Source organism: Eisenbergiella porci (assembly GCF_009696275.1).
GTDB classification, from domain to species: Bacteria; Bacillota; Clostridia; order Lachnospirales; family Lachnospiraceae; genus Eisenbergiella; species Eisenbergiella porci.
The window spans coordinates 1-12,954 of the sequence record NZ_VUMI01000036.1 but is presented as its reverse complement, the minus strand read 5'-3'; the positions used below and the strand labels follow the sequence as shown (position 1 = coordinate 12,954).

Annotated in this window: 10 protein-coding genes; 9 read left to right on the top strand and 1 reads right to left on the bottom strand. The window is 51.6% G+C overall.

The window, feature by feature from the left end; translation table 11 throughout:
• Positions 1-19 precede the first annotated feature (19 nt).
• The 7 genes from FYJ45_RS19185 (at position 20) to FYJ45_RS19155 (ending at position 9,706) form a co-directional block, all read left to right on the top strand.
• Entirely contained in the window at positions 20-1,042 is a 1,023-nt protein-coding gene (locus FYJ45_RS19185) for a uroporphyrinogen decarboxylase family protein (protein WP_154466704.1), read from the top strand.
• A gap of 11 nt (positions 1,043-1,053) precedes the next feature.
• Positions 1,054-2,544: an ASKHA domain-containing protein gene (locus FYJ45_RS19180; protein WP_154466702.1), complete on the top strand. Its 1,491-nt coding sequence runs from the start codon at positions 1,054-1,056 to the stop codon at positions 2,542-2,544.
• Positions 2,545-2,610: 66 nt separating this feature from the next.
• Positions 2,611-2,991 (top strand): hypothetical protein, encoded by a 381-nt coding sequence (locus FYJ45_RS19175; RefSeq protein ID WP_154466700.1) that lies wholly within the window; start codon positions 2,611-2,613, stop codon positions 2,989-2,991.
• Between the two features lie 186 nt (positions 2,992-3,177).
• The gene (locus FYJ45_RS19170; RefSeq protein ID WP_154466698.1) at positions 3,178-4,230 is read left to right on the top strand and encodes a helix-turn-helix transcriptional regulator; all 1,053 of its coding nucleotides are present in this window, start codon (positions 3,178-3,180) and stop codon (positions 4,228-4,230) included.
• 152 nt (positions 4,231-4,382) lie between these two features.
• Positions 4,383-5,756: an alpha-glucosidase/alpha-galactosidase gene (melA, locus tag FYJ45_RS19165; protein ID WP_154466696.1), complete on the top strand. Its 1,374-nt coding sequence runs from the start codon at positions 4,383-4,385 to the stop codon at positions 5,754-5,756.
• Positions 5,757-5,780: 24 nt separating this feature from the next.
• A complete protein-coding gene (locus tag FYJ45_RS19160) occupies positions 5,781-7,196 on the top strand; it encodes an MFS transporter (protein WP_154466694.1) in 1,416 nt (471 codons plus the stop codon).
• 89 nt (positions 7,197-7,285) lie between these two features.
• Complete coding sequence (locus tag FYJ45_RS19155) at positions 7,286-9,706, top strand: glycoside hydrolase family 2 protein (protein ID WP_154466692.1); 2,421 nt, start codon at positions 7,286-7,288, stop codon at positions 9,704-9,706.
• A gap of 83 nt (positions 9,707-9,789) precedes the next feature.
• Here the strand turns inward: FYJ45_RS19155 and FYJ45_RS19150 are convergent, their stop codons facing one another.
• Positions 9,790-10,656, bottom strand: a complete 867-nt coding sequence (locus FYJ45_RS19150; protein WP_154466690.1) for an AraC family transcriptional regulator — start codon at positions 10,654-10,656, stop codon at positions 9,790-9,792.
• A 242-nt stretch (positions 10,657-10,898) separates the two neighbouring features.
• Here FYJ45_RS19150 and FYJ45_RS19145 point away from each other — a divergent pair, with 242 nt between their 5' ends.
• Both FYJ45_RS19145 and FYJ45_RS19140 read left to right on the top strand, forming a co-directional pair.
• A complete protein-coding gene (locus tag FYJ45_RS19145; protein WP_154466688.1) occupies positions 10,899-11,843 on the top strand; it encodes an ABC transporter permease in 945 nt (314 codons plus the stop codon).
• 27 nt (positions 11,844-11,870) lie between these two features.
• Positions 11,871-12,794 carry a carbohydrate ABC transporter permease gene (locus FYJ45_RS19140; protein WP_154466686.1) on the top strand — a complete coding sequence of 308 codons (924 nt, stop codon included), beginning with the start codon at positions 11,871-11,873 and terminating at the stop codon, positions 12,792-12,794.
• The last annotated feature ends 160 nt before the right edge of the window (positions 12,795-12,954 follow it).

Sequence of the window (12,954 nt, the reverse complement as noted above, 5' to 3'; positions counted from 1 at the left end):
AACCGGGAGGATGGAGTTCATGAGTAGAAATATGAAGCAATGGCTTGTGCAGTTAAGGGAAATACCGGAAAAAAAGGCGCTCCCCGTTTTATCCTTTCCTGCTGTGCAGCTGATGGGAATCAGCGTAAGGGAACTGATTTCCGACAGTGACAGACAGGCGCAGGGAATGAAGCTGGTTGCGGACAGGACAGACGCCGCGGCAGCGGTGAGCCTGATGGATCTTTCGGTGGAGGCGGAGTGCTTCGGCGCGCCGATTTCCGTAAGCGATGATGAGGTGCCGACGGTAAAAAGCAGCGTCGTATCCACGCCGGAAGAGGTGGAAGCGCTTGCAGTGCCGGAAATCGGCGCCGGAAGGACGCAGATTTACATTGACGCCATTAAGAAAGCGGCGAAGATGATAGAAGACAGACCCGTGTTTGCCGGGATTATCGGACCATACTCCCTGGCGGGACGGCTTTTAGATGTGACGGAAATCATGTTTTATTGTTATGATGAACCGGAAATGGTGCAGCAGCTTCTGGATAAGGTGACGGAATTCCTGATTGCCTACGGACAGGCATATAAGGAAGCGGGAGCGGACGGCATCGTGATGGCGGAACCGCTGGCAGGCCTGCTCTCACCGGCGCTTGCGGAAGAATTTTCTGCGCCTTACGTCAAACGGATCGTGGAAACGCTTCAGACGGATGATTTCCTTGTTATTTATCATAACTGCGGCAACAGCACCATCCAGATGATAGATTCCATCCTGGATACGGGCGCCGCGGCCTACCATTTCGGCAACGCCATCAATATGGCGGAAATGATGACCCATATCCCGCCATATACCATAGCCATGGGAAATGTTGATCCTGCGGGACAGTTCCGGAACGGGACGCCGGAAAGCATCAGGGAGGAAACCTGGGCCATTATGGAGGCCTGCTGCAAATATCCTAACTTTGTCATTTCCTCCGGCTGTGATATCCCGCCGCTGTCCAAATGGGAAAATATCGACGCCTTTTTTGAAGCGGTGCAGGAATTCTACGAAAAAAAGCGGATGGCATGAGGATGCAGGACATGGAAAAGGTAACGGTAAACGGCCGGATTTTTCAGACGGAAAAAGGAACGGTGCTGGCAGATGTCCTCCGGGAAGCCGGAGGACTGAAAATGCCCTGCGCAGGGAAGGGAATCTGCGGCAAATGCAGAGTCCGGGCGTCAGGGCTGCTCAGCGAACCGGATGAAACGGAAATAAAGAAGCTTACCAGGGCGGAGCGTGAAAACGGCATCCGCCTTGCCTGTCGTACCCGGGTGCTGGGAGAATGTGAGGTGTCCTTTGAAGAGGAGGCTACACGCCAGACTCCGGAGGAAGCGCTTTTGGGGCTTCAGCCTGTGAGGCCTTTGTTTGAAGGGCTGGGCGCTGCGGTGGATATCGGTACGACGACGCTGGCGGCGGTGCTGTTTGATAAAAACGGCTTCCGGGCCAGGGCCGGGGCCGATAATCCCCAGTCTGTTTTCGGAGCGGATGTGATTTCCCGGATGGAAAAAAGCATGGCAGGGGAGCGGGAAGCGCTGGCCCTGTGCATCAAATCGGGGCTGACGTCCCTTTTGGAGGAGCTAGCAAATAAAGACGGCTGTTCCCTGACAGATATTGATACTTTGGTGCTGACCGGAAATACGGCCATGCTTTATTTTTTTACCGGAAGGGATCCTTTCGCCCTTTCCCATGCGCCCTTTGCCCCGGACTGGCTGGCCGGGGAATGGCTGACGGCGGAGCAGCTGGGTCTGCCGGGGATACAGGCGAGGGCCTGGCTGCCGCCCTGCGTGTCCGCTTTTGTGGGAGCGGATATTACCACGGCCATGCTCAGCGTACGGACGGAAAAGCCCGGAAATGACCGTCTTCTTGTGGATATCGGAACGAATGGGGAGATTGTGTTGTGGAGACAGGAAGGAATTTTCTGCTGTTCCACAGCGGCAGGGCCGGCCTTTGAAGGGGCGGGGCTGAAGATGGGAATGCAGGGAACGGACGGCGCGGTTGCCCATGTGCGGGTGACGGAGAACGGGCTTGCGGCCGAGGTGATAGGCGATAAAGAGCCGATAGGCATCTGCGGCAGCGGCGTCATCGATGCGGTGAGCTGCCTGCTGCAGACGGAGGATCTGGATGAAACCGGCTATCTGGAGCATGAGGAAGCGGTGATTGCCGGGGAGGTCCGCCTGTTCCAGGAGGACATAAGGAAGGTCCAGCTTGCCAAAAGCGCTATCTGTGCCGGAATCAAAACCATGCTGCACCGGGCGGGCATGCAGCCGTCGGAGCTGCAGGAGCTGTTGGTTGCAGGGGGCTTCGGCAGCTTCATCCATCTGGAGAATGCGATTGCCATTGGCCTTTTGCCGGAGGTGGAATTGGAAAAAATTACGGTGACAGGAAATGCGGCGCTTATGGGAGCGGCCATGCTGCTGCTGGATAAGGAAAAGCTGCCGGAAGCGGAGCGGCTGGCAGCGGCGGCACAGACTGTGGATCTGGCGTCGGATGCTTTCTTCAAAGAAAGTTATATGGAAGGAATGCTTTTTTAAAAGCGCTTGTAACTGTTGGATTCCTTCACAGTTACAAGCGTTTTACTACTAAATGGGGATTATAAAATGACGAACAGAGAGAGATTTATACGGACTTTAAAATGTGAGCCCATCGGCGGCCAGGTGCCCACCTTTGAGCTGGTCTTTTTTCTGACCATGGAGGCCTTCGGCAAGGTGCATCCCTCCCACCGTTTTTATGAGCAGTGGAACCAGATGAGTTACCGGGAACGCAGCTTTCATATGAATGAAATGGCCCAGCTTTATATCGATACAGCAAAAAGATATGACCACAGCGCTATTTTTATCCATCCCAATCCCGGGGACGTTGAGAATATCCAGTGGCTGCTGGAGCTGATCCTGGAAAAAAGCGGGGATGAAAGCGGGCAGGGGATATGTTTTTTCCACCTCAAACTGCGTTTACACAGGCCTGCCGCTGGAACGGTATGAAATGATGATGGAGCTGTGGAGGCAGTACGGCAGCTACGATGCTTATAAAAAAAGCTGAAACAGTAAAAAAGGCGGCTGAGTAACGGCTTAAAAATCCTGTGTGAAGTATCGCGTGCAGTCGCCCCTCTTGTAAATGTACCGTTGGTCGGCTAAAATGGAGCTATCGATGACGGGGAGGGGAATGCTATGGATATGGAAACCTGGTTTGCGCCGGCCATTGAAATGGGGCGGCTGGTCCGGCAGTACCGGATTGCGCAGGAGGACGAAAAAGTGGAACTGGAGCGCCGGATCCAGAACTCCGCGTATATCTCTCGGCTAAATACGATGCAGAGCTTTAGCAGCGTGGATTTTTTACGGGGGATAGTGGAGGAGCAGAAGGTGAACTTCATCAAACGGGATTTTTTTCTGAATCCCGCGACGCCTTCCTTCGGCGGGGAGGGGGAGGCCCACTACCAGCTGAGCTATCACAGACATGATTATATGGAATTTATTTTTGTGCTGCGGGGAAGCTATGTCCAGTCCATCAACGGCGTGCTGCACCGGCATCAGGCGGGGGATGTATGTATGCTCAATCCCAATGTGATCCACAGGGACGAGGTATCAGGACCGGAGGACAGGGTGCTGTTTATGGGGCTGTCCGCAGGCTTCCTGAAAGGGGAGCTGGCTCGCTTTTTTGCCCCGCATCCGGAGATCGCGGCGTTTATGGAGAATCAGTTCGGGCGCACAGATCAGCAGTATATTCTGTTCCACAGGGAGGATTTTTCCCCGGTGGAGGGGCTTTTGGAACAGATTGTGGAGGAGGATGAACGAAAGCTGCCCGGACATCATCTGGTGATCAAGGGTTATCTGGTCCGCCTGTTCGGGCTTCTGGCGGAAAACCACGGCTATACCTACCACTATCAGAGCCGGAAGGAAATCGAGGAAAACCTTCTGGCGGAAATACTGAACTATATGCAGGAGCATCTGGATACGGTCAACCGGACGGAGCTGGCAGCCTTCTTCCATTTTAACCCGGATTACCTCAACCGTTTCCTGCTGCAGAAAACCGGGGAAAATTATTCCTCCCATCTGCGTTTTATGCGCCTGCAGGCGGCTGCGGAGCAGCTGAAGGCTACGGATAAGAGCGTGAATGAAATTATCAGGGAGCTGGGTTTTTCCAACAAGGGGCATTTTAACCGGATGTTCAGAGAAAAATACGGTATGCTGCCGGGAGCCTATCGGAAGGAATGGGAAAATTGAATAACATATACCATTAAAATGAGCGGATACTATTCAGAAAGTCTGAAATGGTAACCGCTCTTTCTTTTTGAATCTGTTAATGTTACTGAAATAATGGAAAATGACTGCTATATTGTATGTATGAAATGCACAAAACAAAAAAGGAGGGGACTATGGACAAGATTGCTTTTTTAGGTGCCGGCAGCACGGTTTTTGCGAAAAACGTGCTGGGGGACTGTATGCTGACAGGGCCGCTGCAGGAATTTGAATATGCGCTGTACGATATCGATATGCAGCGTCTGGAGGAGTCCTGGCAGATGCTGTCCAACATCAACCGGAACTCTAACGGCGGCAGGGCGCGGATCGTAAAATATATGGATCGTATGGAAGCGCTGCGGGGAGCCAGATATGTGATTAATGCCATCCAGGTGGGCGGCTATGAGCCTTGTACGGTGACGGATTTTGAAATCCCGAAAAAATACGGCCTGCGTCAGACCATCGGGGATACGGTGGGAATTGGCGGGATTTTCAGGGCGCTGCGCACCATTCCGGTGATGCTTGATTTTGTCAGGGATATGGAAAAGGTCTGCCCGGAGGCTCTGTTTTTAAACTACACCAATCCCATGGCAATACTGACCATGGCGATGTGCAGGGCATCCTTCATACAGACGGTGGGAATCTGCCATTCCGTACAGGTCTGTGTGCCGCAGCTGCTATACAGGCTGGGGCTGCCCCAGGATCATGTGAAGTATAAAATTGCGGGAATCAACCATATGGCATGGCTGCTGGAAATCACGCGCAACGGAGAGGATTATTACCCGCAGATCAAACAGAGGGCCGAAGAGGGGCCGATCCTCAAACCGTATACCAGGGAAATGCTGAAGGATTATCCCCAGCTGCTTTACCCGGAATATGATTTCACCCCGGACAGACACGATGATCTGGTGCGCTTTGAAATCATGAAGCAGTTTGGCTGCTATGTGACGGAATCCAGCGAGCACAATGCGGAGTTTATGCCTTATTTCATCAAGAAGGCTCATCCGGAGCTGATTGAAAAGTACCAGATTCCGCTGGATGAATACCCGCGCCGCTGCCGCATCCAGATTGAACACTGGAAGCAACTGAAAAACAGTCTGGTGAATGATGAAAACCTGATCCACCAGCGCACGCATGAATATCCGTCCTACATTCTGGAAGCGCTGGAAACGGGCAGGCCGTTTACCTTTGCGGGGAATGTGATGAACGAAGGGCTGATTGACAACCTGCCGAAGGACTGCTGTGTGGAGGTTACCTGCGCAGCCGGACAGGGAGGCATCCAGCCGTGCCATGTGGGAAGCCTGCCCCATCAGCTGGCGGCCTTGAATATGAGCAATATCGGCCTGCAGCAGCTGACAGTGGACGCAGCGCTCACCGGCAGCAGGGAGGCCATTTATCAGGCGGCCATGCTGGATCCCCATACGGCGGCGGAGCTGACGATAGACGAAATACGCAGCCTGGTGGATGAGCTGATAGAGGCTCATGGCAGCTGGCTGCCGGAATATCATTAAACAAAAGAGAGGGAGGAATGACTCATGGGAAAAACTGCAGCAGTAAATGAAAACGGCATGGCTGATACCAGGCCGGCCAGGCGGAAAAATATGGCTTCCAACAAGGAGGTTCTGGGACATGCGCTGGGAGGCGTGGGCCAAAATACGGTTTATGCGCTCTGGAGCGGCTTCATCACCGCCTTTTATACGGATGTATTCGGCATGAACCCGGCAATCATGGCAGGAATTTTCCTGTTTGCCAGAATTTGGGACGGCATCAATGATCCGATGATGGGAATTATCGCGGACCGCTCAAAAAGCCGGTTCGGGCGCTACCGCTGCTGGCTTCTGCGTATGCCGCCGGTGGTTGCGGCATGCCTTGTGCTGAACTTTACCGTACCTAATTTCGGGCCTACGGGAAATATTATTTATGCGGCAATCACGTATATCATTATGGGAATGGCCTTCACCAGCGTGGATATTCCCTACTGGAGCCTTCCGGCGGCCATGACCAGCGATCCGGAGGAGCGAACCAAGATTTTTACCACGGCTACCCTGGGGACCAACCTTGCAAATACTGTCGGCAACATGCTTATCCCTATCCTGCTTGTGGCCTTCGGCGGTACGGGAAGCGCCCATGCCTATTTTATGACGGCGCTGATTTTCGCGGTAGTGGGCTGTGTGCTGTACCTGACCTGCTTTGGCATGGTAAGGGAGCATGTGGAAGCGCCTACGGAAAAATTCAGCTTTGCGCTTGCCTTTAAATCCCTTTTTACCAATAAGCCGCTGTTCTGCATTATGATTACCAATCTGGTAATCAACCTTGCCTTTATTATGAAAATGACACTGAATTATTATTACACCACCTATACGTTGGGGGATGTGAAGCTGATGAGCTTAATGAGCCTGATCACCCTGCCCAGTATCCTGCTGGGGACCGTGGCGGCTCCCTTCCTGACGAAAGCCCTGGGAAAGAAAAAGACGCTGCTAGGCCTGATGATAGCCAACCTTGCGGTAAGCGCTGTTTTTTATCTGGTAGGCTATCACAACATCACGCTGGTGCTCGTTATGGGCGCACTGCAGATTCTGTTCGTGGGGGCGGCCTTTGTGGTTATCAGTTCCATGACGGCTGATACCATCGAATACGGCGAGTGGAAAACAGGCCAGCGTAACGAAGGCGTTATCACCTCCACCCGTACCCTCATCACCAAAATCGCTTCCGCGCTGGTAGGCGTGGCGGTTGCCGTGGTTCTGTCTATGACAGGCTATGTGCCCAATGTAGAGCAGACCGAGCATACCATGAATGCCTTTCATTTTGTGGTATCCTTCCTGCCCGGCATCGTTATGATGATTGGGGCGATTCCCATGTTCTTCTATACTCTGACCGAGGAACGCCATGCGAAGATCGTAGCCGAGCTGAAGGAACGCAGGGCGGAAAAGGAAAACGGGACAAATAACTGAAAATAGGGTATTGTTTACATATAGGAATGTATAGGTAAGAAAGGCCGGCGGCGGAAGCAAAGCCGGCCTTTCGGAAATGGAGGAGGAAAATGCAGCAGAAAATTCCGCTGAACTATGACTGGCTTTACAAACCGGATTTTGTGCCGGAGGATATAAAATGCACACCGGAGGCCGCGGGGTATGAGACGGTGGATCTGCCCCATACCAATAAGATGCTTCCCCTGAATTACTTCAGTGAAACTGAATATCAGTTCGTCAGCTGCTATAAGAAGCTGCTGGAAATCCCGGAGGAGTGGCAGGAAAAATCCATTTTTCTGGAATTTGAGGGAGTCATGCTGGCCTGTGATGTTTACTGCAACGGGATTTTGACGGGAAGGCATGAGGGCGGCTATACGCCTTTTACCGTGGAGCTTACCGGGGCAGTGCGCTTCGGGGAGGAAAACATACTTGTCGTCCGCGTGGATTCCAGGGAGCTGGGAGGCATCCCTCCTTTTGGAAATGTGGTGGATTATCTGACCTACGGCGGCATTTACCGGGAGGTATGGCTGTACGCCGCAGGGCCGGTGCGGCTGGAGCGCCTGTGGCTGGACTGCCCTGATCCGCTGGAGGAGGTGAAGACCTTACGCTGCGCATGTGAAATTACTTGCGACCATGCTTGGGAGGGAATTTTGGAGCTTACGCTGTTTTCCCCGGAGAACAGCATGGCCGGGAATTGGGAGGGAAAGATTTCCCTGAAACCCGGCACACAGAAAATCCCGGCGGCCCTTGAAGGGCTTACGGATATTTCCTTATGGGATACGCAGCATCCGGTCCTTTACCGGGCGGAGGCAAAGCTGAAGGAGAAGGAGAGCGGAAGCTGCGTCAGCCTGAGCAGCAGCCGTTTCGGCTTCAGGCAGGCCCGGTTTACACCGGAAGGATTTTTCCTGAACGGCGTGAAATGCAAACTCATCGGCCTGAACCGCCATCAGTCATGGCCCTATGTGGGCTATGCCATGCCGGAGCGGATACAGCGCCGGGATGCGCAGCTTCTGCGACGGGAGCTGGGCTGCAATGTGGTGCGCACCAGCCATTATCCCCAGTCCAGGCATTTCCTGGATGCCTGCGACGAGCTGGGACTGTTGGTAATGGAGGAGATTCCGGGCTGGCAGCACATCGGGGATGAGGATTGGAAGCAGCATTCCCTGGAGGAGCTGAAGGCTATGATCACGCGGGATTATAACCGGCCCTCCATTATTTTGTGGGGCGTAAGGATCAATGAATCCCAGGATGATCATTCCTTTTATGAAAGGACCAATGCGCTGGCCCGCGCCATGGATCCTGGCCGGCAGACCGGAGGGACCAGGTATATTCAGCGAAGCGAGCTTTTGGAGGATGTGTATACCTACAATGATTTTACCCACGACGGGGGAAAAACGGTATTCCGGCCACAGAAGGAAACCACAGGGCTGGACAGGGCGGTGCCTCTGCTTGTGACGGAGAGCAACGGACATATGTACCCCGCAAAGCGTTTTGACCAGGAGGCGCGTCTGACGGAACATGCGCTGCGGCATCTGCGGGTGATAAACGAAAGCCTGGGCCGTGAGGATCTGGCAGGTGGCATCAGCTGGTGCGCTTTTGACTATAATACCCACGGCAGCTTCGGTTCAGGGGATAAAATCTGTTATCATGGCGTTTTTGATATGTTCAGGAACCCCAAATACGCGGCCTTTGCCTATGCGTCACAGAAGGAACCGGAGAAGGAACCGGTGCTTGAGCCTGTTACGCTGGTAAGCCGTGGGGAAAAGGACGGCGGAGGCACGGTGCCCTTTTATATCCTGACCAACTGTGATTATGTGAGGGTTTATAAAAATGGGAAAAAAGTGTCGGATTTTTATCCCCGCAAGGAGGAATTTCCCCATCTGAAGCACCCTCCCGTCATGATTTTCCATTTGATGGAGGAAGAACTGCTGGCTGATTTCTCCGAAGAAGACAGAAGAGGACTTACCACATTCCTGGAAAAAAAGGTGACTGAAGGGACGCTTACCGCCATGCAGCAGGAGGATTATATATTCCTTTCCGGGCTGGCGGCGCGTTACAACAGGGAAATATCGGGGCTTATCGGCATGGTGATCAAATCCGCAGGCGGCTGGGGAGAAACGGAAAACAACCTGGTGCTGGAGGGATGGCTTGGGGACCGCATCGTATGCAGAAGGGAAGTGGGAGAAAGCCGGTATGCCGCCGGAATCATCGCCAGGGCTGATGATTCCGTCCTGTACGCAGACGGCGATACCTATGACGCCACCCGTATTACGGTGAAGGCGGTGGACAATATGGGAAATCTGCTGCCCTTTACCCAGGAATGTGTGGAAATCCAACTGGACGGCCCTGCCAGGCTGCTGGGCCCTGCGCGGTTCCCCCTTACCGGAGGCGTATCCTCCTTCTGGATCAGGACGGTGGGGAAGACCGGCACGGTGCGGATAGGTGTGTTGGGGGTGGAAAGCCGGACGGAATGTACGGTTGATGTGAAATAGAGGAAATTGGGATAAAAACTGTTTCAGAGTATGGATGCTCCGGAGGCCATGGGATGCTGTGGCCCGCCGGAGCTTTTTTGCGCCTAAAAATCGGCCCGTGTGTATTCGGAAGGCGTGATATTTTTATAACGTTTGAAAACCTTTACAAAATAGCTGGCATCGTGGAAACCGCAGTCAAAAGCGATTTCCGTAATCGTTTTATTCGTATAAGACAGCTGCTCGCAGGCGGCCTCCACACGGTAATAATTCAGGTAATCCAGTGGTGTGCGGTGGGTCAGCTCCCGGAAATAGCGGCAGAAATAATTGCCGTTCATATTTGCGCAGGCGGCAAGGTCGGAAAGCCGGATATCTTCCGCATAGTGCTCATCTATAAAGGTAAGCACATCCTTCAGATGCAGCACTTTTTTCTGGGTGCTGAGAGCGGGTGCTTCGGAATAAAAATGGTTCTGGAAAAGCTGACCGAACAGCAGGAAGGTATAGCCCTGCAAAAGAAGCGTATAGCCCTCCGGCTTGAAACGCAGCAAATCCAGCATACTGAAGAGAATATCGTTGATTTGCGTGCATGCTGCAGGAAAATAATTATGGATAAGTATTTTCTGGTTCAGGAGGTCGAAGATTTTATGTTCATAAACTCTGGTGGATGAGCCGGACTGAAAAATAGTATCCAGATCCATCAGCAGGCATTCATAACAGCAGCTTTGCGCTTCCAGGGGCGCGCCGCCGTGGGTAACGCCTGAGGAAATAAAAGCGCTGTCTCCGGGAGAAAGCAGCAGTTCACAATCTTCCAGCTGCAGCCGGAAATGCCCGGAGAAAACATGGACGATTTCACAGAGGGGATGCCAGTGATAAGGCATGGTGTAGCGGGGATGAATATAAGTAACATGGTAGAAAAAATAGGGGAAGTCCTGGCTTCCATGTCTTTGCTGCTCCGGATAGTCCAAAAATTTCATAAAAAAACTTCCTTTCCTTTTTTGATGCGGGCCCTAACCATATCTATATTCCCTTACTATAACACAAAAAGTGAATTTATTACCAGAAATCACTAAAATATTACAAGAAGAAAAGGCTCCGGCACATTAAAATAATAGTATGCACAAGCGGAAAGGCCTGGGAGGAAACGTTTGTAAGTCCTTTCCAACTATGGATGGATACTATATCGCAGGAAAGCCTGCGGTATGCGGGAGGTATAAAAATGAAAAAGACAGTAGCTGCCATAAATAGCAGAAAAAAGAACCAGACCTGGAAACTGATGAAGAGAAACTGGTGTCTGTACCTGTTTCTGGTTCCCGCCGTGGTATTTATAGGAATATTCTGCTATGCGCCGATGTATGGCGTACTTATGGCCTTTCAGGATTATTCGCCGGGGAAAGGGATAATGGGGAGCAACTGGGTGGGTTTAAAATGGTTCCAGACCTTTTTCCATCTGCCCCGTTTCTGGCAGATAGTGAAGAATACACTGGTGGTGAGCCTCTATTCCCTGGTGGTGGGCTTCCCAATCCCCATAGTGCTTGCGCTTATGATAAACAGTGTAAAAAGTACCAGATTCAAAAAACTGACACAGACGATAACCTATATGCCGCACTTTATTTCCACAGTAATTCTGGTCGGTATGATGTCGGTTTTCCTCTCTCCCAGATCGGGTTTTTTAAATCATCTGATTGCTATGCTGGGAGGACCGGATGACTTGTATTATATGGGCAGCGCCTCAGCCTTTGCACATCTTTATGTCTGGTCGGGGATCTGGCAGAACATGGGCTGGAGTTCCATAATTTATCTGGCAGCGTTGGCCGGCGTGGATCAGGAGCTGCATGAGGCGGCCATGGTGGACGGGGCGAACAAGCTGAAGCGGATTATCCATATTGATTTGCCCGCCATTATGCCCACGATGGTAATACTGCTTATCATGAACGCAGGGAACATTATGAGCGTAGGCTATGAAAAAGTATATCTGATGCAGAATGATCTGAATCTTACCACGGCGGAGGTGATCTCCACCTATGTTTATAAAATCGGTCTGAAACAGCAGCAGTACAGCTACTCGGCGGCCATAGGGCTGTTTAACAACGCAATAAATTTTTTCCTGCTTGTGGTGGTGAATAAGATATCGAAAAAGGTATCCGGTTCCAGTCTGTGGTAGGAATAACAGGAGACAGGAGGAGACGATATGACGACGCAGGGAGCCCTTTCCCAGAAAAAGAAAAAATTCCGGTTTACCCAGGATACGGTTTTTGACATTGTGGTTGCGGCAGCGCTGCTGTTGATAATAGTTATTATGGCATATCCGATTTATTTCGTTTTTGTAGCTTCTTTTTCGGATCCGGCGTATGTCAATAACGGGAGTATGTTGCTGTGGCCGAAGGGCTTTACGCTTTTGGGATATCAAAAGGTGTTCGAGGATGCCCGGATTTGGATCGGTTACGGTAACACACTGATTTATACGGCCGGGGGTACGGCGCTGGGGACGCTTGTAACCATGATGGCAGGCTATGCCCTGTCCAGAAAGGACCTGCCCTTCCGTAATACTTTGATGGGCTATTTTGTGTTTACAATGTACTTCGGCGGCGGCCTGATTCCTTTTTATATGGTAATAAAGAAGCTGCAGCTGACCAATACAAGAACCCTGATGGTAATTATCAGCGCAGTGGCAGTCTATAATATCATTATTACCCGCTCCTTTATGGAAAGCAATATACCAGAGGAACTGCGTGATGCGGCCAGAGTGGACGGCTGCGGAAACGGACGGTTCTTTTTCAGAATTGTAATGCCGCTTTCCAAGGCGATTATGGCGGTACTGGTACTTTATATTGCGGTAACCTACTGGGATTCATATTTTAATCCCATGATATTCCTTACCGACAGAAGCAAATATCCGCTGGCGCTGTACCTGAGGGAGATCCTGCTGACAGCGGCGACCGGGGCCGCCAATTCCATGACCACAGATGCGGATGCGGCGCGCAAGCTGCAGACCATGGTGCAGGTGATTAAATACGGCGTAATTGTAGTATCCACGCTGCCTATTATCTGTGTATATCCTTTCCTGCAGAAGTATTTTGTAAAGGGCGTCATGATTGGCTCTATTAAAGGGTGAAATCAATGGGTGACAATCCATTTTGATGAATAAAGAAGTCCAGCTAAGAAATGTCAATAGGTAAAATGAAAAATGTTTACAAAGTTTTTTTCAAGCAGCTGATGTAAAAAAGGGTAACCTTAATAAACCCATTGCCATGGGATTTTAAAATGTAATTCAA

What these genes read in the sequence shown, in the direction of transcription:
- FYJ45_RS19185 (WP_154466704.1), top strand. Translation starts at nt 20, where the DNA reads ATGAGTAGAAATATGAAGCAATGGCTTGTGCAGTTAAGGGAAATACCG.
- FYJ45_RS19180 (WP_154466702.1), top strand. Translation starts at nt 1,054, where the DNA reads ATGGAAAAGGTAACGGTAAACGGCCGGATTTTTCAGACGGAAAAAGGA.
- FYJ45_RS19175 (WP_154466700.1), top strand. Translation starts at nt 2,611, where the DNA reads ATGACGAACAGAGAGAGATTTATACGGACTTTAAAATGTGAGCCCATC.
- FYJ45_RS19170 (WP_154466698.1), top strand. Translation starts at nt 3,178, where the DNA reads ATGGATATGGAAACCTGGTTTGCGCCGGCCATTGAAATGGGGCGGCTG.
- melA (WP_154466696.1), top strand. Translation starts at nt 4,383, where the DNA reads ATGGACAAGATTGCTTTTTTAGGTGCCGGCAGCACGGTTTTTGCGAAA.
- FYJ45_RS19160 (WP_154466694.1), top strand. Translation starts at nt 5,781, where the DNA reads ATGGGAAAAACTGCAGCAGTAAATGAAAACGGCATGGCTGATACCAGG.
- FYJ45_RS19155 (WP_154466692.1), top strand. Translation starts at nt 7,286, where the DNA reads ATGCAGCAGAAAATTCCGCTGAACTATGACTGGCTTTACAAACCGGAT.
- FYJ45_RS19150 (WP_154466690.1), bottom strand. Translation starts at nt 10,656, where the DNA reads ATGAAATTTTTGGACTATCCGGAGCAGCAAAGACATGGAAGCCAGGAC.
- FYJ45_RS19145 (WP_154466688.1), top strand. Translation starts at nt 10,899, where the DNA reads ATGAAAAAGACAGTAGCTGCCATAAATAGCAGAAAAAAGAACCAGACC.
- FYJ45_RS19140 (WP_154466686.1), top strand. Translation starts at nt 11,871, where the DNA reads ATGACGACGCAGGGAGCCCTTTCCCAGAAAAAGAAAAAATTCCGGTTT.